At 69.0% G+C, this 22,490-nt stretch carries 17 protein-coding genes; 3 read left to right on the forward strand and 14 right to left on the reverse strand.

Annotation, left to right across the window (positions count from 1 at the left end; translation table 11 throughout):
- Positions 1-4 precede the first annotated feature (4 nt).
- Complete coding sequence (gene arfA / locus BJY22_RS36150) at positions 5-1,501, reverse strand: arabinosylfuranosidase ArfA (protein ID WP_167219122.1); 1,497 nt, start codon at positions 1,499-1,501, stop codon at positions 5-7.
- A 148-nt stretch (positions 1,502-1,649) separates the two neighbouring features.
- Here arfA and BJY22_RS36155 point away from each other — a divergent pair, with 148 nt between their 5' ends.
- Positions 1,650-2,639 carry a LacI family DNA-binding transcriptional regulator gene (locus BJY22_RS36155; protein ID WP_167216102.1) on the forward strand — a complete coding sequence of 330 codons (990 nt, stop codon included), beginning with the start codon at positions 1,650-1,652 and terminating at the stop codon, positions 2,637-2,639.
- 56 nt (positions 2,640-2,695) lie between these two features.
- Here the strand turns inward: BJY22_RS36155 and BJY22_RS36160 are convergent, their stop codons facing one another.
- The gene (locus BJY22_RS36160; protein WP_337759748.1) at positions 2,696-3,370 is read right to left on the reverse strand and encodes a GAP family protein; all 675 of its coding nucleotides are present in this window, start codon (positions 3,368-3,370) and stop codon (positions 2,696-2,698) included.
- Complete coding sequence (locus BJY22_RS36165; RefSeq protein WP_167216106.1) at positions 3,371-3,592, reverse strand: hypothetical protein; 222 nt, start codon at positions 3,590-3,592, stop codon at positions 3,371-3,373.
- A gap of 245 nt (positions 3,593-3,837) precedes the next feature.
- Here BJY22_RS36165 and BJY22_RS36170 point away from each other — a divergent pair, with 245 nt between their 5' ends.
- Together BJY22_RS36170 and BJY22_RS36175 are read left to right on the forward strand one after the other, a co-directional pair.
- Positions 3,838-5,820, forward strand: a complete 1,983-nt coding sequence (locus tag BJY22_RS36170) for a hypothetical protein (protein ID WP_167216108.1) — start codon at positions 3,838-3,840, stop codon at positions 5,818-5,820.
- Positions 5,821-5,840: 20 nt separating this feature from the next.
- Positions 5,841-6,974 (forward strand): S1C family serine protease, encoded by a 1,134-nt coding sequence (locus tag BJY22_RS36175; protein ID WP_167216110.1) that lies wholly within the window; start codon positions 5,841-5,843, stop codon positions 6,972-6,974.
- On the opposite strand, the gene BJY22_RS36180 is transcribed toward BJY22_RS36175, so the two are convergent.
- From BJY22_RS36180 to BJY22_RS36230, 11 genes are all read right to left on the reverse strand, one after another.
- Entirely contained in the window at positions 6,971-7,114 is a 144-nt protein-coding gene (locus BJY22_RS36180; protein WP_202891425.1) for a hypothetical protein, read from the reverse strand. The two genes, BJY22_RS36175 and BJY22_RS36180, sit on opposite strands and share 4 nt — an antisense overlap.
- Before the next feature lie 61 nt (positions 7,115-7,175).
- The gene (locus BJY22_RS36185; protein ID WP_167216113.1) at positions 7,176-8,972 is read right to left on the reverse strand and encodes an SLC13 family permease; all 1,797 of its coding nucleotides are present in this window, start codon (positions 8,970-8,972) and stop codon (positions 7,176-7,178) included.
- Positions 8,973-9,002: 30 nt separating this feature from the next.
- On the reverse strand, positions 9,003-10,667 hold the full coding sequence (locus BJY22_RS36190) for an AbgT family transporter (RefSeq protein ID WP_167216115.1): 1,665 nt from the start codon (positions 10,665-10,667) through the stop codon (positions 9,003-9,005).
- Positions 10,664-12,175, reverse strand: a complete 1,512-nt coding sequence (locus BJY22_RS36195) for a M17 family peptidase N-terminal domain-containing protein (RefSeq protein WP_202891426.1) — start codon at positions 12,173-12,175, stop codon at positions 10,664-10,666. Before BJY22_RS36195 ends, BJY22_RS36190 begins: the two co-directional genes overlap by 4 nt.
- A gap of 20 nt (positions 12,176-12,195) precedes the next feature.
- On the reverse strand, positions 12,196-12,390 hold the full coding sequence (locus BJY22_RS36200) for a DUF1269 domain-containing protein (RefSeq protein WP_202891427.1): 195 nt from the start codon (positions 12,388-12,390) through the stop codon (positions 12,196-12,198).
- Between the two features lie 127 nt (positions 12,391-12,517).
- Positions 12,518-15,085: a winged helix-turn-helix domain-containing protein gene (locus BJY22_RS43175; RefSeq protein WP_167216119.1), complete on the reverse strand. Its 2,568-nt coding sequence runs from the start codon at positions 15,083-15,085 to the stop codon at positions 12,518-12,520.
- A gap of 240 nt (positions 15,086-15,325) precedes the next feature.
- Positions 15,326-16,186 carry a cytochrome bc1 complex diheme cytochrome c subunit gene (gene qcrC / locus BJY22_RS36210; RefSeq protein ID WP_167216121.1) on the reverse strand — a complete coding sequence of 287 codons (861 nt, stop codon included), beginning with the start codon at positions 16,184-16,186 and terminating at the stop codon, positions 15,326-15,328.
- A 106-nt stretch (positions 16,187-16,292) separates the two neighbouring features.
- On the reverse strand, positions 16,293-16,817 hold the full coding sequence (locus BJY22_RS36215) for a hypothetical protein (protein WP_167216123.1): 525 nt from the start codon (positions 16,815-16,817) through the stop codon (positions 16,293-16,295).
- Between the two features lie 107 nt (positions 16,818-16,924).
- On the reverse strand, positions 16,925-18,379 hold the full coding sequence (locus tag BJY22_RS36220) for a sulfatase family protein (RefSeq protein WP_167216125.1): 1,455 nt from the start codon (positions 18,377-18,379) through the stop codon (positions 16,925-16,927).
- A complete protein-coding gene (locus BJY22_RS36225) occupies positions 18,366-20,222 on the reverse strand; it encodes a heparinase II/III domain-containing protein (protein ID WP_167216127.1) in 1,857 nt (618 codons plus the stop codon). Before BJY22_RS36225 ends, BJY22_RS36220 begins: the two co-directional genes overlap by 14 nt.
- On the reverse strand, positions 20,222-22,474 hold the full coding sequence (locus tag BJY22_RS36230; protein WP_167216129.1) for a beta-galactosidase: 2,253 nt from the start codon (positions 22,472-22,474) through the stop codon (positions 20,222-20,224). Before BJY22_RS36230 ends, BJY22_RS36225 begins: the two co-directional genes overlap by 1 nt.
- Positions 22,475-22,490: the final 16 nt, after the last annotated feature.

Consider the following 22,490-nt stretch of genomic DNA (forward strand, 5'->3'; position numbering starts at 1 on the left):
AAGATCAGGGGGCGAGCCGGATGCAGTGCCACGACGCCGGCGGCAGGGTCACCGTCAGCCGGTCGCCGGCGAGGGCGGAAGAGCCGGCCTTGGGAACGACCCGATCGGGGGCGTCCTGGGAGTTGACTGCGTTGCGGTCCTCATCACCGACCACAAGGTGCTCGAGCAGGCGGAGGTCACCGAGTGAGCTGAGCCGGACAGTCCAGGAGGCGGGTTCGGTCAGCGACCGGTTGGCGGCGAAGATCGCCAGCTCACCGGACTCCGCGTCGTACGTCGCGACCGCCCACACCTGCTCGACGGATCCGTACGCCGGGGTTTCGACCTCACCGTGGTCGCCGGCAAGCATCAGAACCGTGCCGCGGGCGTACTTCGCGGTCAGTGCGAACGGGTGGAAGATCGTCTGCCGCCAGGCGGCACCGCCCTCGACGGTCAGGATCGGCGCGATCGCGTTCACCAACTGCGCCTGGCAGGCCACGCCCACCCGATCGGTGTTGCGCAGCAGGGTGATCAGCAGCGATCCGACCACCACCGCGTCCAGGGCGGTGTAGACGTCCTGGATCAGCGCGGGCGCTTCGGAAGCCTCGGCGCGCTCCTCCTCGTGCTGCGCGTGCCGGGCGGCGAACCACACGTTCCACTCGTCGAAGGAGATGTTGATCCGCTTCGACGAGTGCCGTCTCGCGGCCACGTGGTCGGCGGTCGCCACGACGTCCCGGACATAACGGTCCATGTGTGCCGAGGAGGCGAGGAAGGACACCTCGTCGCCGTCGACCGGCTCGTAGTAGACGTGCGCGGAGATCAGGTCGACGTCGTCGTAGCAGTGTTCGAGGACGACACGCTCCCACTCGCCGAACGTCGGCATCGACGTGTTCGACGAGCCGCAGGCGACGAGGAGGAGGTTCGGGTCGAAGGTCTTGTACGCGCGGGCGACCTCCTGCGCGAGGCGGGCGTACTCGAGCGGCGTCTTGTGGCCGATCTGCCACGGGCCGTCCATCTCGTTGCCCAGGCACCACAGCCGTACGCCCCAGGGCTTGGCGTTTCCGTTGCTCACGCGCTGGTCGGCGTACCGCGTGCCGGGGGCGCCGTTGACGTACTCGAGGTAGTCGACCGCCTCGGCCAGCCCGCGGTTACCGAGGTTGACCGCGAGCATCGGCTCCAGCCCGACGCGCGAGCACCAGGCGAGGAAGTCGTCGGTGCCGACCTGGTTGGTCTCGATCGACCGCCAGGCCAGATCGAGCACGCGAGGCCGCGCGTCCCGTGGCCCGACGCCGTCCTCCCAGCGGTAGCCGGACACGAAGTTGCCGCCGGGGTAGCGGACGACCGTCGCGCCGAGCTCGCGGACCAGCGCGGCGACGTCGCCGCGGAAGCCGTCCTCGTCGGCCGACGGGTGGCTGGGCTCGTAGATGCCGGTGTAGACGCATCTGCCGAGATGCTCGACGAAGGTGCCGAAGAGCCACGGATTGACCGGTCCGACGGTGAACGCAGGGTCGATCGTGGAGGTCATGGTCACGGAGGACTCCAGATTCGAATGCAACGATGTAATCTAACGATGTAATCTGCAAGTGCCAGGGAGTTTGCACCGTTGTAATCGGCGCTGTCAACGGCTCGCCGCAGCAAAAATTCAAGGGACGGAGCGACCTAGGATTGGGGCCATGCGAGCCACCGTGCGGGATGTCGCGAGCTGGGCAGGGGTGTCACCGAAGACGGTCTCCAACGTGCTCAACGGGACCGTGAACGTTCGTCCCGCCACCCGTGCGCGCGTCGAAGCAGCCATGGTCGCGCTCGACTACGTCCCGAACCTGTCCGCTCGCGGACTGCGGAACGGGCGCACCGGCATGATCGCGATCGCGCTGTCGGACCTGCAGGTCCCCTTCTTCGCCGAGATGCTGCACCACTTCGTCAACGCGGCGGCCGCGCGCGGCCTGCAGGTCCAGGTCGAGGAGACCGGCTGGGACCCGGGTCGTGAAGCCCAACTGCTGTCCAGGGCCCGGGAACACCAGGTGGACGGCCTGATCCTGAACCCGGTCAATCACGAGACGACAGCCGTGCAACCCGGGATCGCCCTGCCGCCGGTGGTCCTGATCGGCGAGGTCTACCTACCGATCGTGGACATGGTGTGGATGGACAACGCGGCCGCGATCGCCGACCTGACCGGCGAGTTGATCAAGATGGGACATCGCCGGATCGCCCTCCTCGGCATGTCCGATCACCCGGCAGCCGTCGCCCGGCTCGACGGCTACCGGCAGGCTCTGCGGGCGGCCGGCCTGCCGCTGGATCCCAGACTCGAGATCGCCAGCGAGGACTGGAGACCGACGTCCGCGGCGCGGGCCCTGAACGCTTTCCTCGACAGCGATGCCGCGCCGGTCGACGCAGTGGTCTGCTGCACCGACGGCGCGGCGATGGGGGCCCTCCTCGCGTTGCACGCGCACGGCCTCAGGGTGCCCGAAGACGTCTCGGTGACCGGCTACGACAACATCAACGACTCGGCGATCACGGTGCCACCGCTGACCACGATCGACTTCGACAAGGCGCGTGTCGCCGACACCGCGCTCGGACTACTGATCCAAAGAATCGCCGACCCCGGACGCGCGCCGCGCAAGGTGACCCTCCCCCACCAACTCGTCTGGCGAGCCAGCGCCTGACACAGCGCGGTGCTCGGCCTGCCTTCGACCACGAGTCTGCTGACGCGCCTTCCGGCCTAGAGCGATTGACTGATCAGAACGACGGCGATGAGGACCAGGATGCCTGCGGTGATGGTGTTCAGGTTGGTGAGGAGCCAGGTTTCCAGTGACTTCAGTGCGGGGGTGATCCTGGCGGCGCCCACGAGCAGTACGACGGGGATCGGGAGCAGGACCGTCAGGGACGCCGCGGTCACGAAGGCGAGCGAGGCGGCGATGGTCGATCCGGCGGCGAGATCGGTCGCGCCGATGTAGCTCCCGGCGCTCAGGACGAGGGGAAGGTTCTTCAGGTTCGCCAGGGCGGCGACGGCGCCGGTGACAACGAGCCCGCCCGCGGAGAGCGTCGAGATCCGGTCGAAGATGCGGGGACGATTCGGCGGCTCACCAGCTTCCGGCCGCGCACGCCAGTACCGGACGGCCAGTACGGCGAACAAGACGCCGACCGCCAACCGGATGACGTCGACACCGTCGCGGGCTGTTTCCTCGTTGTAGTCGGCAACCGTGTCCGTGAGTGCGGCCACCAGTGTGGTGGCGACCGCCAATGCGCAGTACCAGCCCACGGCGAAGCACAGCGCGGCGCGCACCGGACGTGGGGACATCAGCGTCAGCAGGATGCATACGAGCGGCACCGGGCTCAGGGCGATCGCCAAGGCTTGTGGAAGAACCGCGCCCACCACCGGCCACAAGCCGACCACTCACTTGCGGTCTGGAGAATGAGGCGACGGGACCTGCAGGACCTCGAGGATGCTGACTCCGAGCGTGTCGAGGTGGTTGAGGATGCCGGCGAGCGCGGCCTGGTCGGCCAGGTAGCCGTGGAGAACGGTCTGCGCAGGCTCCGGATCGGCAGTCAACGACGGGAACGCGTCCGTCAGGTCGCGCGACAAGTTGCCTTGTACGCGAATGACGTAATGGCCCATGGGAACGCCCCTTTCACGGCCCGAGACGACTCTCCTGCATCAGGGAGTGCACAGCATCCCCCTTCCCGGGCGACGAAGCCGCGAAGGCGCAGCTCGGCAGCCGGCCTGCTCACGATCGTCGTGTGGCGCCGTACCAGCAGTGCCTGAGACGTACTGCGGATCACCTGAATCGGGTGACCCGGCCGGGGCAGGAACGGCCGGTGCGGGATGGTGTGCGAGCGCTGCCGCCCACGCATGCTGGCGACATGACGGCATCCGTCCGGCGAGCGGTGACCCTCGCGGTCGTGAGCCTGATCGCCATGTCCGCGCCCGGGCGGGCAATCGCGGCGGAAGGCCCGGACGACACAGCGGCTCAGCGACTGGCCGAGCGCTACGCCCCGGTCGTCAGGATGCAGCAGGAACCGTCATCGTGCGCCGGCGAGCAGTTCCGGCCGACGGACGTCCAGGCGGTGCTCGGCAACCAGGAGGTCGCGCTGCGCGGTCCCTGGCGACCGCCGGACCTGATCAAGACGCAGCCCGCGGACAGCGATCTCGGTCGCCGCTATCCCGGGCACTTCCTCGACTTCCCCGGCGATCCGCTCCGCCCCGGCTGCGACTACGCCGACTGGTCGGAACGGATCAACGCTGAGTACCCGGCGACGGTCTACGCCCACGTGGCCACGGACCCGGCGTTCCCCGGACAGCTGTCGCTCGAGTACTGGTTCTTCTACGTCTTCAACGACTACAACAACACGCACGAAGGCGACTGGGAGTCGATCCGGCTGGTGTTCGAAGCTGCCACTCCGGAGGCAGCCCTGACCACGGAGCCGGCCGCCGTCGGCTACAGCCAGCACGGCGGGGCCGAACGGGCGCGCTGGGGAGACGCCAAGCTCGAACTCGTCGATGGCACGCATCCGGTCGTCTACCCGGCCGCTGGATCGCACGCGAACAAGTTCGGCCGGCGTCTGTACCTCGGACGCGGATCGGAAGGACTGGGCTGCGACGACACGACCAACCCGCTACCGGCGATCACCCCGCGGGTCGCCTATGTCCCGATGCTGCAGGCGGATTACCTCCGGAAGTACCCGTGGCTGGCGTTCCAGGGCCGGTGGGGTGAGCGTCAGCGATCGTTCTTCGACGGTCCGACCGGACCGAACATGAAGGCGTCGTGGACCGCACCGATCCAGGACGCCGAGGCAACCTGGCGCGACGACAGCACCGTCGTACCGGGCGGCGCCCTGCTCGGCCCGAGCAGCACAGACGCCTTCTGCTCCGCGGTCGCCACCGGGTCGAACCTGCTCCGCGAGACCCTGGACCGGACCTGGCCGCTCGGCGTGATCCTCGCCGTTCTCGCGGCACTCGTCTGGCTGGCCGCGAGCCGAACCCGTTGGACCGATGCCGACCCACTCCCCGCGCGACGACATCGCGCCTGGGGGCAGGCCGTCGCATCCGCGATCCAGCTGTTCCGCCACCGTCCCGTCCTGTTCGGCTTGTTCGCTGCGGCATTCGCCATCCTGAGCCTGGCCACGGTGAGCCTCGCGAGACTCCAGACGGAGCGCCGCGACGCACCGGTCGACCTCGGCGCACCCACCGAGAACGCAACCGGCTTCTGGGCGTCGCTGCTCGCGCTCGCGATCACGATCCTCACCGTCGCGGCGTACACCGCACTCCTGGCGGCCGTGATGCGCACGCTCGACCAGTTGGACAACGGGATCCCGGTCACGGCGTCGGCCGCGCTGCGCCACGTGGTTTCGATCCGGTGGCCGCTCGCTCGCGTCGCCACCCAGTACGTCGTGATCCTCTCCGTCCTGACGATCTTCGTCGCAACGATCCCGCTCGCGATCTACTACGCCGTCAGCCGCGCGTTCGTCGTCCAGGCCCTCGTCGCCGAGGACATTCCCAGCGGTACGGCGCTACGCCGCAGTCGTCGACTGGTGAGAGGCAGGTGGTGGCGGACCGCCGCACCGCTGGCGATCGTCGTCGGACTCGGCCTGGCCGCCGGGCCGATCGCCGGCATCGTGATGCTGCTGGCGACCGACTGGTCGCCGACGCTGATCAACGTGGTGTCGTCGATGCTCTTCGCGATCGCGATGCCGCTGGCGGCCGCGGCGGTCTCGTACCTGTACTTCGACAGAACCATGACGCGGTCACCCGGATCAGGCGACCTGCCGGACGCGCCGCGAACCTATGCTCACAACGGCGAGGAGGGCCTGGAGCACGACCTGCCACCGGCGCGCTCCGAATCCTGAGCGGACCAGAGGAGGTCGAGATGGTCCAGGCCGGCAGTCCACCACCGACACCCACACCCGAACCGTCGCGCACCGTCCGCCGCTTCCGTGGTGATCAGCTCGGGCCCGCCGTGGTCGGCCTGGTTGTCGGCGCAGTCGTCACCGCAGTGATCTTCGTCCTGGCCCAGCGTGGCGGAAGCGACACAGCCGCGGCGGCCACCAGCCCGGCGGATCCGGGTACGGCGATGTGTGCTGCGGTCCCGGTGGCAGAGAAGGTCCTGCCCTCCGTTGTCACGATCTCGGCGCAGCGCGGAGCCCAGGCCGGAACCGGGTCCGGCCAGGTCATCCAGCGGGGCGGCTACATCCTGACCAATGACCACGTGATCTCGGTCGCGGCGGGCGGCGGCACGGTCTCTGTCCAGTACAGCGACGGTTCCAGTTCGGCCGCGACGATCGTCGGCCGTGATCCCAGTACCGATCTGGCGGTACTCAAGGCGGCCGACGGCGCCGAGGGCTTCCCAACGATCGGAATGGGTTCGTCGGCAAGCCTGAAGGTCGGACAACCGGTGGTCGCGCTCGGTGCGCCGCTCGGCCTCAGCAGCACCGTCACTTCCGGCATCGTGAGCGCGCTCGACCGGTATGTGCCGGTCCCGGGCGATGGCGTGACCCACCATTTGGTCGGCGCGGTCCAGACCGACGCCGCCATCAACCCGGGCAACAGCGGTGGCGCGCTGGTGGACTGTGCCGGGCAGCTCGTCGGCGTCAACGCCGCCATCGCCACCGTGCCGAACGCTGTCGGCGTGGGCGGCGGCGGAAGCGTCGGTCTCGGCTTCGCGATCCCGATCGATCTGGCCAAGCCGATCGCCGACCAGCTGATCGCCACCGGCAAGCCGGGCCACCCGACCACCGGTCTGCAGGTCCAGGAGATTCCTCCCGCGGTCGCGAAGGCGACCGGTGCGCCGAGCGGTCTGTTCGTACTCGCGGCCGACGGGCCCGCCGCGACGGCCGGCCTGCGGAAAGGCGACGTCATCACGGAGATCGACGGCGAGCCCGCGGTCAGCAGCGAACAGATCGTCGTCGCGACCCTGACCCGCAAGGCAGGAGACACGATCGACCTGGGCTATCAACGATCGGGTACGACGGCCAACACCACACTCACCCTCGCCGCGCCCTAGCCGACCGGATGGACGCTCGACGATGAACTCCCGGCGCTCGTCCACCGAGCCGCCCGATTCACGCCGACCAGCTTCCGTACGGCGCCGACACCGACCGCCTGACACACCAGGGCGAACACGAACGGCTTCGCGACGCTCATGATCGTGAACGGCCATCGCTGCCGAGGGAAGACCTCCGGTCGAGACGTACGATCCGCCATCTCAGAACGACCAGACGAGCGGGATGATGATCAGTGCCGTGAGCAACCACCAGGCCATGACCGGGAGGCCCAGCTTCCAATAGTCGCCGAAACGGTAGCCCGCCGGACTCATGATCATCATGTTCGCGGGCGTCGAGATGGGCGTGAGTAGCGACGCCGCACCCGCGACAGCGATGAGCATCAGGACCGGCTTCACCGACGTACCGGTTCCGTGAGCGGCCGCCACCGCGATCGGCGCGACGATCAGCACCGTGGCCGTGTTGCTCACCACCTGGCCGAGCAGCGCGGTGAGGGCGAACAGGGCCAGCAGCAACAAGTACGGGTGGCCGGGACCGACCGCATCGATGATCAGGTCGGCGATCCGGTCGGCACCGCCGCTGGATCCGATCGCGGCCGACAACGGGATCAAGCCTCCGATCAGTACGACGATCTGCCAGGAGATCGCGCGGTACGCCTGCGCGGGCCGGACGACCCTGGTCAGCACCATCGCCAGCGCGGCGAGCAGTCCGGCCATCGCCGGCGGCACCACGCCGGTGGCGAGCAGCACGACCATCGCGGCGAGAATCGCGACGGCGATCGAAGCCTTGGGACCCCACGGCACAGCCTGCCGCCGTACCAGCTCCGGCGAGTCCACCAGCAGCACGTCCCGGTCGCGGGTGAGCTCGTCGAGCGCCGACCAGCCGCCGTGGACGAGTAGCGCGTCCCCTTCGGCCAGCTGGGTCGGCTTGTTGCCGCGGTCCTTCCCCATCCGCTGCACCGCGACGATCACCAGGTCCGGTCCGCGGTGCATCCCGGGAAACACTGTCTCGCCGACCAGGGCCGAGCGCGGTGGGATCACCGCCTCGACGACGCCGGTCTCCCGGCTCATCAGGTCGTCGACGCCGGCCGGCGTCATGCTCACCGCCAGCCGCGAGTCGGCGGTCATGCGCCGTACCTGCTCCGCGGGTCCGGTCACCACGAGTACGTCGTCAACAGCGAGCGCCTCGTCGACGCGGTACTGGCCGTCGCTGTCCTGCACGCCGACGATCGACACCCCGGGGTACGGCGTAAGGTCCACTTCGCGTACTCCTCGGCCGAGCAACGGCGACAGTTCGCGGACACGCAGCCGGTAGAACCCGTCGTCCAGCGTGTAGTGAACGTCGAGCGTCTCGGCGTGGAGCGCGAGGTCCACGGTCGGATGCGCGGGTCGTGCCGCCGGCAGGAGACGATGCCCGAGCAGTACCGAGACGGCGATCGTGCCGACGACCAGCGGCACCCCGACGAGCGCGAACGAGAAGAACGGGAACGCGCCCTCGCCTGCGTCGGCCGCGGCTTCGGAGACGATGATGTTCACCGGCGTACCGGTCAGCATCAGCAGCGATCCGGCGCTTCCCGCGAACGTCAGCGGCATCAGCATGCGAGAAGGCGGCTGTCCGATCCGCACCGCGAGCATGACCACGAGCGGCAGGAGCGCGGCGACTGCGCCGTTCAGCGTGATCAACGCCGACAGGACCGCGCACAGAACGGTGACGGCGAGGAGCAAGCGGGTCCGCGTCGTTCCGGCGTACCTCACGATCGCCTGTCCGGCCCAGGCGGTGACACCGGTCGAGTCGATGCCCTCGCTGACCACGAACAGCGCGGCGATGAAGATCACCACCGGGTCGCCGAACCCCGCGAGGACCTCGGTGAAACCCAGGACGCCGGTCACCCACAGCGCGAGTGCCGCGAGCAGGGCGACCACGTCGACGGGCAGCCGGTTCCAGACGAAGACTGCGACGGTGAGCCCGAGGATGATCAGGCTCAGCGTTCCGTCGTCCATCGTCTGTGTCCACCCTGTCTAGTCACATGCCTAGCGGTGGACCGGAGCGTCCGGGCCCCACGGGATCCCGATCAGGTACCACGCGACGTAGAACAGCGCCCACGTGACGAGCACGATGGCCGTGTAGGGCAGCATCATCGACACCACGGTCCCCATCCCGGCCTTCTTCCGGTACCGCTGGCTGACCAGCACGATGAACGGCAGGTACACCATCAGCGGCGTGATCACGTTGGCCGGCCCGTCACCGACGCGGTACGCCGCGACCACGGTCTGCGGCGCGATGCCGAGCCGGTAGAACAGCGGGATGAAGATCGGCGCCAGGATCGCCCACTTCGGGATCACGCCGGGCATGATCAGGTCGATGACGAAGACGAGCAGGATGAAGCCGATCAGCAACGGCAGCGCCCCGATGTCGGCCCGCTCGAGCAGGTCGGCCAGGCCCGTCGCCGCCAGTGTCGACATGTTGGTGTAGTTGAAGTAGGCAATGAACTGGGCGATCAGCAGCATCAGGAAGATCAGTCCGCCCAGCCCGTTGAAGGTCTTCACGATCGCGTTGATCACGTTCGTGCTGCCGGTGAGGGACTTCGCGCCCTGGCCGTACCCCAGGCCGGCCGCGAGGAACAGCATCGAGATGATGAAGAGCAGGCTGCTCATGAACGGCGAGGACCCGAAGATCTCACCGGTGTCCGGGTTCCGCAGTGGCGCGCCGGGGATGAAGGTCAGCGCCGACACGATCGCGATCGCCACCAGCAGGTAGTACACCGACCACCGCAGCCCGCGGGACTCCAGCCGCAGCTCCTCGTCGGTGGGCTGGTGATCGACCGGTGCGTCGGACGGCGCCTCGGCCGGGTCGTACCTACCGAGCCTCGGCTCCAGCAGCCGCTCGGTGATGATCGTCATCACGATCGCGCAGAACAGCGTCGCGGCGATGCTGAAGAAGAAGTTGTGCGTGACGTTCAGCTGTACGTCGGGCGCGACCAGCGCGATCGTCTCGTTCGTCACCTCGGTGATGATGCCGTCGGCCGGGGTGATCAGGACGTTGACGAAGAACGCCGCGCTGACCCCGGCGTACGCCGCCGCGATACCGGCCAGCGGGTGCCGCCCGAGGGACGCGAACGCGGCCGCGCCCAACGGGATCAGCACCAGGTAGCCCGCGTCCGAGGCAACACTCGAAATGCCACCGAGCAGGACGATGATGAACGTGATCAGGGCCTTGGGAGCTACCTTCACCATCTTGCGGATCAGGGCGGCGATCAGGCCGGCCTCCTCGGCGACCCCGACCCCGATCATGGCGACGAGGATGACCGCGACGACACCGAAGTCGTTGAAGTTCTGCACCGCGGTCGTGAAGATGAACCGGATCCCGTCGCCGGTCAGCAGGCTCTCCGCGGTGATGGTCTCCTCGTGCACCTCGTAGTCCGGGATCGCCGGGGCCGGCGGGGCGTCGTTGCCCGGCACACTCGTCCCTCCCGGGTACTCCGGCTCAACCGCCACCGTCGCCGGTTCGGCGATCTCGGTGGTCACGCCGGCACCCGTCCAGGACAGGATCTGGGACAGGGCAATCACCAGAAAGATCAGCGCGAGGAAGATCAGCGCGGGATGCGGGACCTTGTTGCCGACGCGTTCGATCCCGTCGAGCATCCGCTGCATGAACCCCGGTTTGTGGTGCTTCTCATGGGCGGTCTTGGCGTTCATGAGGCTGCCGCGGGACGGGTGAACGCGCAGGCGAACTCGATCAGCAACTTGGTGCCGGCCCCGGTCGCGCCCTTGTTCCGCCAGGTCCGGGCCTGCGGGAGTTGCGCCGTACCGGCGATGTCGACATGAGCCCATGGCCGGCCGTCGACGAACTCCTCGAGGAACAAGGCGGCCGTGATCGATCCAGCGTTGGCGCCGCCCATGTTCGTCAGGTCGGCGATCGAGGAGTCGAGTTGCGAACGGTACGGACGATGCAGTGGCAGCTCCCACACCAGCTCGTCCGTGACCTTCCCGGCGCGCTTCACCTGCTCCACGACGGCCGGGCTGTTGCCCATCACGCCAGCGATCTCGACGCCGAACGTCCGCAGGCACGCACCCGTCAGGGTCGCGATGTCGACGATCGCGTCGACCGGCTCCTCGGCGGCCAGCGCCAGGGCGTCGGCCATCACCAGCCGCCCTTCGGCGTCGGTGTTCAGGACCTCGACCGTCGTGCCGTTGCGCATCCGTAGTACGTCGCCGAGCTTCATCGCCGAACCGGACGGCATGTTGTCGGTGCACATCAGGTAGCCGGTGACGGCCGTCCTGCAGTTCAGCGCCCGGAGGGCCGTCATCGACGCGAGTACGGCGGCCGCACCGGTCATGTCGTTCTTCATCTGGGCGTGCGACTCGTCGCTGGGCTTGAGGCTGATGCCGCCGGAGTCGTACATGATGCCCTTGCCGATCAAGGCGATCCGGCCGGTCGGATTGGCCGGCTCGTAGCGGAGCCTGATCATCCGCGGCGGCTCCACACTGCCCCGGTTGACACCCAGCAGGCCTCCGCAGCCCATTGCGGTCAGCTGCTCCTTGTTGAAGACCTCCACCTGTAGGCCGGTCGCCTGGCCGACCTCGAGCGCGACCTCGGCCATCCGGGCAGCGGACAGCGTGGTCGCCGGGCAGTTCGACAGATCGCGACCCAGGCAGTACGCCTCGGAGATGACGCGGCCGCGCTCGACCGCGGGTACGACGCTGTCGGCGTCCTCGTCGGCTGCCACGACCAGGAGGGACTCGAGCAACGGCTCCTCGGCTCCGCGACCGACGAAGTACCGCCAACGGGCCAACAGGACGCCTTCGGTCACGGCTTGTGCGAACTCGGCGGCCGAGATCCCGGCGGTTCGGGACGGAATCTCGACAGCGAGCCGCCTGTGCCACGGGACCGTCCGGGCGAACTCGGCGGCCAGGTCGCGCACGAGCGTCACGTCGAGCTGCCCCGCCGTGCCTACACCCACGGCCACGCGGACCGGACCGTCCGCCGTGGGCCGGACAAGTGTCTGGCCGCGCTTCGCCGTGAAGCCTGCCGACGCCAGCCCCGCGGCGTCGAGGCCGAGCTCCTCGGGTGGCTCTGTACCCGCAACCACCGGGACGGCGAGTGCGTCCGCCTCAGCCATCGCCTGTTTCAGGGTGCCGACACCGACCGCCGGCCGGTACCGCGTCGACGGAATCGGATCGAAGTCGTCCGGGATGGTGTTCACGAGATCTCCTCCGGATGCGATCAGCCCTGCAGAGCCTGGACGAGCTCTTCTTCGCGCTCCTTCGTGAGGTTCGACTGGATGATCGTCGGTCCCAGAGGTTTGAGCGCATCGACGACCCGGTCGACGGTCGCCGACCGGGCCAGCAGGAAGACGGCCGCGTGGCCTTCTTGCAGCTCCCGGCCGATGTCCAGACCGAGCACTACCAGATGGGTCATGTCGGATCCTCCCAGGAATGACGCGTCACCAGTGCGTACCGAACGCCTCATCCCACCAACAGGCCGCGCGACAGACCTCCTCCGATTAGGGTGACCGGCCGTACGGTGCGCGAGAGGTCAGAACGGATCACCCGCTCAGGGGGAGGAGGCCGACGGCGCGGGCCACCCTGAGCGCGGCGGAACGTTTCTCGACGCCCAGCTTGCGGTAGAGCGCCATCAGATGCGTCTTGACGGTGTTCTCCGTGATGAACAGCGCCTGACCGATCTCGCTGTAGGAGTTCCCGAGCGCGAGCTGGTCGAGCACCTCCGCCTCCCGCGCGGTGAGCCGGATTCGAGCGCCGTTGACCATGGCCTCGAGGCGACGTGGCGGCTTCGCATGCTGCCGCGCCAGCAGCGCCGTTCCGTTCGACTCGCCGCGAGTGGGCTCGTGGCCGGACAGCTTCTCGAGAGCGAACGACGCGAACGGATGGGGATTCGGGCCGCCGACATGCCTTCGCAACTCGTCCAGGAAGGCCGGCTCGTGCGCGACCGGGATCAGGACGTGCAACATGCGTTGCGGAGCGACCCGGTGCAGGGTGTCCATCAACGAGGCGTCGACAGCACTCTGGCCGGCCGCGCCGGCGAGCAGGACGGTTCGGAACGCCGCCGCCGCCGATGCCAGCGGCGGGTGAGCGCCGTCGGTCTGCAGGACCTCGTCGATCATGGTCGCGGTCTCCTGCGGATCGCCTCCGCAGACCGTGAGCATGGCACGGATCAACCTCGCGTCCGAGGTGTTTCCGGTTCGGTCGAGCTCGGCGAGCTGAGCCTCGATTCCGCTCTGGTCCCCGAGCAGCGCCGCCAGCCGCAGGCGCAGCAGCGCCAGGTCTCGTGACAGGAACGACGGCAGCGGACCGGCGGAGGCGAGATCGGTGGTGAGCGCGGCCATGGCGTCCTCGAGGCGACCGGTCTCGATGAGGAGCACACCGTGCAGCACCACGCGCAAGCCGGCGATCACCGTATCCGAGTCGGCGACCTCCGCGTCGGCAACGTGCTCGTACCAGTGCCACGAGGTGTCCAGGTCCAACTCGCCGAGTGCCGCGAAGCCCAGCACCAGGCAAGCGCGTACGGCGTACTCCTGCGGCAACTCCTCGTCTCCGGTCACGTCGAGAGCCGCCTGCGCCGACTGTGCCGCGCTCTGCCCCTGACCCCGCAGATGCTGCACGACGGCGCGGTGCGCGAGGCACCCCGCGATCAGCCGCGGGTGGCCGGCCATCCGGGCGGTGACGACCGCCTCGTCCAGGTGGGCGAGCGCGTCGTCGAGCTCGTCGGCCCAGATCTCGGCCGCCGCGAGCTCGATCAGCAACCAGGCCAGCCGCTCGGCGCCGAGCACAGCGCGGTGCCGGCCCCGCACGTCTGCCGGATCGAGCGTCAGTAGCGCCCGCGCCCGGGAGATCGCGGCCTGTACGTCGTGCCAGCCGTAGCGGGACTCCCACAGGTGGAGCATGGTGGCATCGGCTTCCAGCGCGTCGTCCGGGGTCCCTGGCCGGCGATCCGTCGCGGCCAGCACCTGGTCGGCCGACGCAGCGTCGAGTACGGCACCTGCGACATCCCCGCTGCCCCGCCGCAGCAGTCCGCGGACGCCGAGCAAGTGCGGGTAGTCGCGAAGGTCGTGGTCCGGCAGAGCTTCGAACCCGGCGGCCGTCAGCGCCTGGTCCCCGGCCGCAAGCAGTTCCGGCCCGTGGACGAGCAGGATCCGCGCGACCAGCGCCGGGTCGTCGGCCCCCAGCGCGCTGCGGAGCGCGGTCCCGCCGTCGCCGCGGTTCTCGTAGTACAGGGCCGAGCGGTGCTGCGCATCGACGACCAGCTGTGCCTCGTCCGGAGTGGCAGTAACTCGCCGGCGCAGCAGCTCTACGAGCAGCGGGTGATAGCGATACACAGGCTCGCCCTCGGAGCCGTCCGAGTACGCCGTCACGAGTAGGCCGTTGCCGGCCAGGTCCGCCAGCATCGCGCCGGCATCGCCGTCGCCACTCAGGATCGTTGCCAGCCGGCCGGTCAAGTTCTTCGCGCCGAACGTGCTCAGCAACATCGCCTGGACCCGCTCGTCCAAGGTGCTCAGGGTCTCCCCGAGGAGCAGGTCGAGAACCGGCCGCTGGTTGACCAGCGGCCACACCGCATCACCGGATGCGGCCAGGGTCCGTGCCGCGAGTACCAACGCCGCAGCCCATCCCGCCGTCCGCTGCTGGAACAGCTGCACGTCCTCAGCAGTGGCTTCCTTCGCATGTGCCCGCACGAGTTCCGTGGCCTCGGCATCGGTGAAGCGCAGATCCCCCGATCGCAGGGTCAGCGCCAGCCCTCGCAATTCGAGTTCCGGCACAGGGAGCGGGAGGTCGTACCGGCTGGCCAGAAGGACACGCACGGCGTCCGGCGATTTCCTGAGTACCTGCGCCAGTTCCGTCACCGTCTCCGCCGGGAGCAGGTGCGCATCGTCAACCACGATCGGAACCGGCGGCGTCTCCACATCGATCGTCTGAAGTGCACGGTCCAGTGCCTCCGGCGCGTGCCCGGGAACCCACACCACCGCGTTCCCGGTCCGCCGCCGACGTGCCACCCAGTCCGACAGCAGCACGGTCTTGCCGGTGCCGGCCGGCGCGACCAGCATCGTGAGCGACGAACGAACCCCGAGGTCGAGCGCCGAGTGCAGCCGTTCTCGCGTCACGAGCGTCAACGGTGGCCGCGGGATTCCACCCGTGTTCGCGTGTTCGGACTCCCGATGCGCTCGTCCAGAGGTCGGGATAGTCACTCGTCGCCCTCCCCTGGCCGACATGACGTGAACTTGACCGACTGGGCCGTGGCCCTGCCTCGTTCCCCCAAACGAGACTAACCGGTTTCCACGGGCCACGGCAGGGGCGTGACGGTACCGATTCCGGGTCAAACGTTGCAGTGACCAGGGCGGGTGTCAGTCCCCGCTCTGTCCAGGGTTGCGCCTGATTCGCGGCACCTTGGCCCCGATCCAGACCATGACCGCGACGAGCAGGCCGATACCGATCACCCACCCCCACAGCCCCTCGGACACCGGACCGAGGCGTCCCAGCGGGAAACCACCCGGATCGTCGGCCTGCTGCAGCGCGACGACGTACGCGATGATCGCGCGCTTGTCCTCGGGCAGCAGGACGGCGTCGGAGAAGACCGGCATCTGCTGCGGCCCGGTCAGCATCGCCTGATACATGTGCCGCGGCGACGTCTCCATCAACGACGGCGCGTAACGACCGTGCGGGAGCGCACCACCACGCCCGGCGAAGTTGTGGCACGCCGTGCAGTTGGTCCGGAACAGTTCACCTCCCCGCACGATCTCCTCCTGCGTCACCTTGCTGACGTCGTACGACTCCGCAGCCGGAACTGCGGGCCCAGGCGCGAGCGAGGCGACGTACGCCGCCAGCGCCGCGATCTCCTGCTCGGAGTACACCGGGGGCTTCTGTGGCACCTGAGCACCCGGCTGGGCAGCCGGCATCCGCCCGGTACCGACCTGGAAGTCGACCGCGGCCGCCCCGACCCCGATCAGCGAAGGCCCGGCCAGCCGTCCCTCGCCGTTCGTCCCACCTTCGGCGTGCAGCCCGTGACAACTCGAACAACCGACCGCGAACAACCGCCGGCCTTCCTCGATCTGCTGCGACTGCGGCCCGTCCGCCCCGACTGCCCCGTTCGGCACCAGCACGGCGTAGGCGAACCCAACAGCCACCAGCGCGACGGCGAGTACGACACCTCTGGCCGGCCCGCGCCTCCGCCTGAGGCGTCCGAGCGCGCTGCCCGCACCGCGCATCTCCCACCTCCCCGCCGCCGAGGAACCATCAGACCCGAGCCCTGCAACCCCTGAGATCACCCGAACCAGGTGAGGTCATCCCGATGACGCGCAGGCGGAACCGTCGTCAGCGGGCGTCGCGTTTGGCCTGCCGACGGGCGCCGGCCGCACGAGACGACGCATCCTTCTTCAGTCCGCCGGTGGTCTTGGTCGCACGAGCCCGGCCGCCGCCCTCGCCCCCGGAGCCGCGCGCACCCTGCGCTTCGACCCGCGCCACGGCGCCGCCGGCAGTCGATCCCGCTGTCTTGACGGAGCGCGCGGCGGCAATCCGCTCGCTGCGCAGTTCCATCGAAGCCCGCCTGGCGACCGTCGCCACCTCACGGCTCACCTTCGCCAACACCGACTCGAACAACTCCGCCTTGTCGCGATCCCGCTGATTCCGCGCGTAGGACAACCCACGCCCTCCGGTCGAAGCCACGGCGGCGCTCGCCCCTCGCCGATAGTTCTTCACATACTTCGTCCGCGCTCGCCGTACCCGCTGATGCAAGTCCAGCAGCTCGTCCTCATCCAACCGCTGTAACGCATCCCGCTCAGCCTCAGCCACGAGCAACCGCTCGGCATCGCTCAACGAATTCAACAGCCCCTGATTCATCCCGCCTCCCAACCCCAACCGCAGCCTACGTCGCCCCCACCCGCCCGTCGAGAGGTCGAGCCAATAGTTGCCCTTCGCAACATATGGCGCCCCGTCCAGGTCCCGGACTACGAAGTCCTGGCCCCAGAGCGGATTTCTGTTGTGCCGGCGTAGTACGTCTCGGCGTCGGGGGTGCCGCGCCGGACGGGGTGGAGTTGGCCGCGGCCGGAGATCGGGCGGGAGTAGGCGTCGAGTTGCTCGTCAATGTGGCGGCTGAACCAGTCGGTCAGAACACCGGCCAGCTCGGCGACGACGGCTCGACGCGAGGGGTCGTCGATCAGGTTGTGTTCTTCGGCGGGGTCGTCGCCGAGATCGTAGAGTTCGCCGGGCGCATCGCCGTACCGCTGGACGAGCTTCCACTCGACAGTGCGGACCATGCGGGTGCCGCCGTACTCGTCGAACACGATGACATGCTCAGCGCCGTCTGCGCCGTCTGCGCCGTCGGTCAGTTGTGGGAGCAGGGATCGGCCCGCCGCGAGTGGGTCCTCGGGCACCGGGACGCCGGCGAGCCGCAGCAAGGTCGGGTGCAGGTCGCACGCGCCGGCCAGCCCGGATTCGACGGCGCCGGATCGGAGGCGTCCCGGTTGGGAGACGATGAACGGCACGCGGACCGAGTTCTCCCACATGTTGAGCGGGTTCGTCGCGTTCCCTTTGCCCCAGATGCCGTGGTGACCGCAGCTGAAGCCGTTGTCCGAGGTGAAGACCACCACGGTCGATTCGACCAGCTGGTGCTCGGCCAAGGTGCGCATCAAGCGGTCCACACCGTCGTCGACCGCGGTGATCGAGGCGAAGTACCCCTGCAGGCTGGGGCGGGGATCACGCATCGCGTCGGAGATCGGGCCGGGTTCCCAGCTGAACCACGGATCCGGCTCCGGCCGCGGGCAACTGTCGAAAGCGCAATCGGCGTACCTGTCCAGATACTCGGCCGGATGCTGGCCGACCCAAGGACTGTGCGGCGCGGTGTAGTGCACCTGAAGGTAGAACGGATCCGGACCGGCGGCCGCCGAATCCACGAACCGGACCGCCTCGTCGGTGATCGCGGTGGTGATGTAGCGGTCCTCGGCGACGCGTTGTCCGTCACGCCAGATCGGCGCCCCGACGTACGGCCCGTCGCCGGTGCGATGCGCGTACCATTCGGTGAAACCCGGCGCCGGGCGCCGCGCATCGCCGAGATGCCACTTGCCCGTGTGCCCACAGCGCCAGCCGTTGTCCGCGAGCACCTGCGGTGTCGTGGTGAGACCGGTCAGGTAGCTTTCTTCGTCCATCAGCCCGTACGCCTCACCGCGGATCCAGTCGTGAACGCCATGAGCCGACGGCATCCGGCCTGTCAGCAACGAGGCCCGGGCCGGGGAGCACACCGGCGACGCACAGAAGAACGACTCGAACCGCACACCCCGACCGGCCAGCGCGTCGATGGCCGGCGTCTGCAGCTCGGCGTTGCCCTGGCAACCGAGTGCCCAAGGCCCCTGATCGTCGGTCACCACAACGACGAAGTTCGGCCGATCCGGATCACTGCTGGCCATCATGTTCCTCCCGGAGCAGGTCATTCACAGCAGGTGTGAAGCTCACAGTGGTGGCGCCTGTCCGGTTCAGGTGGGGTGGGTTGGCAGTCAGTACGGCGCGGGTGACCTGGTTGCCCCAGACAGCGGACAGGCGGGGATCTGTGAGGGGTAGGGGTTCCAGTACGGCGCTCACCGTGTCAGCGTCGTACGTGATGGTGAGGCCGTTGACGCGGATCGTGCCGTCCTCATGGGAGGTTCGGCCGTGGAGGATCAGGTGCCAGACCAGCTCACGTGGCGCCTCGTCGAGGTCCCAGGTGTCGGTCAGTTCGACGGCTTGGTCGAGGACGAGGCGGCGGCGCCAGAAGCGGATGCCTGCTTCGGCTGGGTAGGCGCGTGCCAGGTCGAGCTCGCAGGTGGTGCGGTCGCCGAGCTCGGCGGTCATGCCGGTTGCGTGGTAGTCCCGGCCGGGCGGCTGCTCGGACCCGTTGATCCGCGGCACGTTGTGGTACCCGCTCTGCATCGTGAAGATCTGGTAGCGCTCGTCCGAGAAGGTCTGCCGCGTGTACGTGCCGACGCCGAGATCGATCACCCGCGGTACGCCGTCGACGGCGACGATCAGGGAGCCGACGTCGTTGTGGTTGTGCGACTCGGCGTTGTGACCGCCCTTGACCGCGACCAGCAGCCGGTCCGAGCGTGCTACGAGTACTTCGGTGTCGGGCAGCCAGACGTCGCGCGCCGGACCCGCCTCGTCATCGCTGCGCAGACCGGGCTCCAGTAGCGTTCCGGCCACCCGGAGCATGGACGGGATCCGCGGTACGAGCGGGTCGTCGCGGCGGCGGATCTCCCGCGCGTGCTCGCGGGCGTCCGGCTCGTCGGTGTGGACGCCGAGCTGGTAGAGCGGGTACGCCGCCGACGGGTCCGCGAGCTGCGCCGGGCAGTCCGCGAAGTTCACGTACCAGCGGTCGTCGATGTGCATCGCCGGCAGGTACGACGTGATCGGCCGCAGCTTGGGGTGCCCGAACCCGTCGAGTGCCCCGGCCGTTGCGTCGTACAACAGAACCAGACAGTCCGCGACCGAACCTCCGGCCCGCGTCCAGTACGACGCCCCCTCGTCACAGCCCCCGTCATCCGGGTAGGAGTCGAGGAACACGTCGAGACCGTCCACCACGAGGGACACGAGCCGCGTACGGCGTACCGGATCGGGCTCGAGCAGCAGCGCGCACGCGGTGAGGTTCGAGTGGATCCACGGGTTCCAGTTGTTGGTGAACCGCGTCAGCCACGCCCAGTCGCGGATCTCGAGGAACGGTGTCAGCACCCGCCGGTCGACCTCGGTGGAGATCCGCAGCCGGGTGACGGCGTCCAGCACCGGGCCCAACAGCTGATCCACCCAGGCGAGCAGCCCACCGGTCTCCGCACAGAACAGATCGAGATCGAGATCCCCCGGCCTCGGCAGTGGCTCACCCCGCTCGATCGCCGACGTGGCGTGCGCGGGAACCGTCCACGTCGCCTCGTCACACACCAGCCAGACCCCGTCGACGACATCCGAGATCCACCGCTCGTCACGGGTCAGCAGAGCCGCCAGGGCACTCGTGACGATCCGCCGCCGGCGCATGAAGTACGCCGTCTCGTACCGCCCGCGATCACCACCACGCTGGAACAGCACGAAGTCGCTCGCCAGCAGGGCCGGCCACTCCCCCGCGGCCTGCTCCGCGGCATCCTCGAGGATCGCGGCACGCTCACGATCCGGTACGGCGGACCAGGCGTCCCGCTCGTCGATGCCGGGTAGCACTCCCGCCATCTCGCCGGCGCCCAACGCCCGCGCCAGCACGTCCTCGGGCAACAGATCGCGCAGTGTCTTCACCATCAACTCCACCCTATCGGCCGCACGATCGCCGACTGCCGGGCGAACGGACGGATGCCGTCGACGCGCGCCTCGCCGAGCACGTCCTGCCGGCTGTCCAGCAGCATCGGCGTGCCCGACTGGACCCGGTTCTGGTCGACCAGCGGCTCGACCCGCAGCTGGATCCCGTCCGCCGCGAGCGCCTCGGCGAAACGGCCGAGCTTCACGCGCCAGGGGATGCCGCGCTGGAAGTCGTCGGCGAGCAACTGCCCGCTGCGCGCATCGAAGGCGCGGCACAGATCTCCTGTGTAAGCGACGTCCACCCACAGGTCGTCCGGATCGAGGATCACGCCGTCCGCGACCCGCAACAGCCACCGCGACTCGCTGAGCTGCTCGATCCGGAGATCTGCCGGGTCCAGCCGCGGTGCCGGCAGCTCGGCCGCCAACCGCGTCGGGCCGGGCAGCACCCGGACCCCGACCGGCGCCCGATCGGGCCGGCCGAGGTCCACGAACCTCGAGATCCGGATCCCGGCCGGGGTTTCGGTCAGGTCGTCGGGGCTGGTGATCAGCCACTTGTTCCCGTTCCGCGTGACGAGCTGCGCGTGCTCGGCCGCGGCGCGGTCCAGCGTGACCAGCTCGATCTCGCCATGACCGGTTGCCACGATCAACGACCGGCCCGTACTCGTCAGCACCTCTTCGTTGCCGCCGCGGTGCGCCACGACGTACTCGACCGGCCGACCGGTCGGCGCGAACGAGACCAGGCACGGCCGATCGGCACTGCCGAGCCGGGCCAATGGCTGAGCCGTGGACGAAACCAGGGTGCAGCCGTGCCCGAGGTCGAGCCGGACCGGCAGAATCGCCCAGCCGCCGGAGGGCACGCTCAGGCCGGCCTCGCGCGGGAACCGGACCTCGCCGCCGGCCAGCCCGACCTCGATCGTCACCTCGGCGCGGCCGGTGAGCGGTGTGTTGTTGCCGTAGTTGCTGAGGAAGACGAACGCGCTGTCCGCGTCGGCACGGACGACGGCCCGGAGCCGATCATCGTCCGGATCCTCCACCGGATCGGCGACCGGCATCGACTGCTGCCGGGCGAGCTCCGTGCCGAACTCGCGGACGAAGAGGTTCAGCGGCGCGGTCCGGTAGAACGAGGTACGACGCTCGCCGTACTCGCTGACCGGCGCCCAGAAGTCGTACGAACGCAGGGAGAACGTGTCCTCCTTCGTCATCCAGCCGAATCCGTCGCCGCGCGTCGGGTTCGTGCCGCCGTGGAAGAGGTAGTAGCCGAGGAAGATCGACTCCGTGCCGCCGAGCCGCGTCAGCGCGGTGGTGACCATCATCTCGGGCGGGGACATCGACCGGTACGCCGCTCTGACCGGCGATCCCGTACCGAGCTCGCTGAACGCGATCGGCAGCCGGCCACGGCACGGGTACGTCTGCGCACTTTCTTGGGCACCGCCGAACGTGGTCAGCCGGGCGTTCGGTCCCGGCCGATGGTGCAGGTCCATGTAACCGCCGTACGTCGGGAGGAACTCGTCGCCCGGCAGGTCACCGGCGGTGCCCCAGCCCGTCATCGTGAAGAACGGCACGTCGATCCCGTTGTCCGTCGCGACCCGGCGCAGCGCGGACATGTGCTTACCGAACTCGGCTCCTTCCGGGCCGCGATGGTCGGTTGCCGTGTAGCCGAACAGGGTCCGCCAGTCGTTCGGTGCATGGCTGAGCTCGTTCTCCAACTGGACGACGACGACCGGGCCGCCGTCGCGCCACAGCAGTCCGTCCAGTTGCCTCGCGATCGCGGCGTAGTACCGGCCGACCAGCTCCAGGTAGCGCGGATCGTTCGAGCGCTCGACCAGCGGCATCCCGTACAGCCAGGGCGGGAGGCCGCCGAGCAGGAACTCTGCGTTGTTGAACGGGCCGATCCGCGCCTGCAGCCAGACGTCCTCCTCGGCGCACAGCCGTGCGAAGGCGGCGATGTCGTTGGCGCCGGTGAAGTCGAAGGTTCCGGGTGTTGGCTCGACCAGATTCCAGAACCAGTACGACGACACCATCGTGCAGCCGGCCGCCTTCAGCGCGCGGATACCCTCCCGCCACTCCGAGCGCGGGTAGCGCTGTCCTTGGAACTCCCCGGCGACAACCGCCCAGGGCGCGCCGTCCAGGGTCAGATGATGGTTGGTCGCGGCGAGCACCCGGCCGTCGGGCGCACTACCACCCCAGTGCCGCAGGTGGCTGCCGTCGATGTCCAGATGTGCATCACGAGCGTCACAGCTGATCGAAGCTTTCACAGGTATCCAATCACCG

Origin of the sequence: Kribbella shirazensis (genome assembly GCF_011761605.1) — a bacterium.
GTDB lineage: Bacteria > Actinomycetota > Actinomycetes > Propionibacteriales > Kribbellaceae > Kribbella > Kribbella shirazensis.

Excerpts from the sequence above, each read along its gene's own strand:
- BJY22_RS36220 (WP_167216125.1), bottom strand. The coding sequence starts at position 18,379 with ATGGCCAGCAGTGATCCGGATCGGCCGAACTTCGTCGTTGTGGTGACC.
- BJY22_RS36190 (WP_167216115.1), bottom strand. The coding sequence starts at position 10,667 with ATGAACGCCAAGACCGCCCATGAGAAGCACCACAAACCGGGGTTCATG.
- BJY22_RS36175 (WP_167216110.1), top strand. The coding sequence starts at position 5,841 with ATGGTCCAGGCCGGCAGTCCACCACCGACACCCACACCCGAACCGTCG.
- BJY22_RS36180 (WP_202891425.1), bottom strand. The coding sequence starts at position 7,114 with ATGAGCGTCGCGAAGCCGTTCGTGTTCGCCCTGGTGTGTCAGGCGGTC.
- BJY22_RS36185 (WP_167216113.1), bottom strand. The coding sequence starts at position 8,972 with ATGGACGACGGAACGCTGAGCCTGATCATCCTCGGGCTCACCGTCGCA.
- BJY22_RS36200 (WP_202891427.1), bottom strand. The coding sequence starts at position 12,390 with ATGACCCATCTGGTAGTGCTCGGTCTGGACATCGGCCGGGAGCTGCAA.
- BJY22_RS36215 (WP_167216123.1), bottom strand. The coding sequence starts at position 16,817 with ATGAATCAGGGGCTGTTGAATTCGTTGAGCGATGCCGAGCGGTTGCTC.
- BJY22_RS36225 (WP_167216127.1), bottom strand. The coding sequence starts at position 20,222 with ATGGTGAAGACACTGCGCGATCTGTTGCCCGAGGACGTGCTGGCGCGG.
- arfA (WP_167219122.1), bottom strand. The coding sequence starts at position 1,501 with ATGACCTCCACGATCGACCCTGCGTTCACCGTCGGACCGGTCAATCCG.
- qcrC (WP_167216121.1), bottom strand. The coding sequence starts at position 16,186 with ATGCGCGGTGCGGGCAGCGCGCTCGGACGCCTCAGGCGGAGGCGCGGG.
- BJY22_RS36165 (WP_167216106.1), bottom strand. The coding sequence starts at position 3,592 with ATGGGCCATTACGTCATTCGCGTACAAGGCAACTTGTCGCGCGACCTG.
- BJY22_RS36155 (WP_167216102.1), top strand. The coding sequence starts at position 1,650 with ATGCGAGCCACCGTGCGGGATGTCGCGAGCTGGGCAGGGGTGTCACCG.
- BJY22_RS36170 (WP_167216108.1), top strand. The coding sequence starts at position 3,838 with ATGACGGCATCCGTCCGGCGAGCGGTGACCCTCGCGGTCGTGAGCCTG.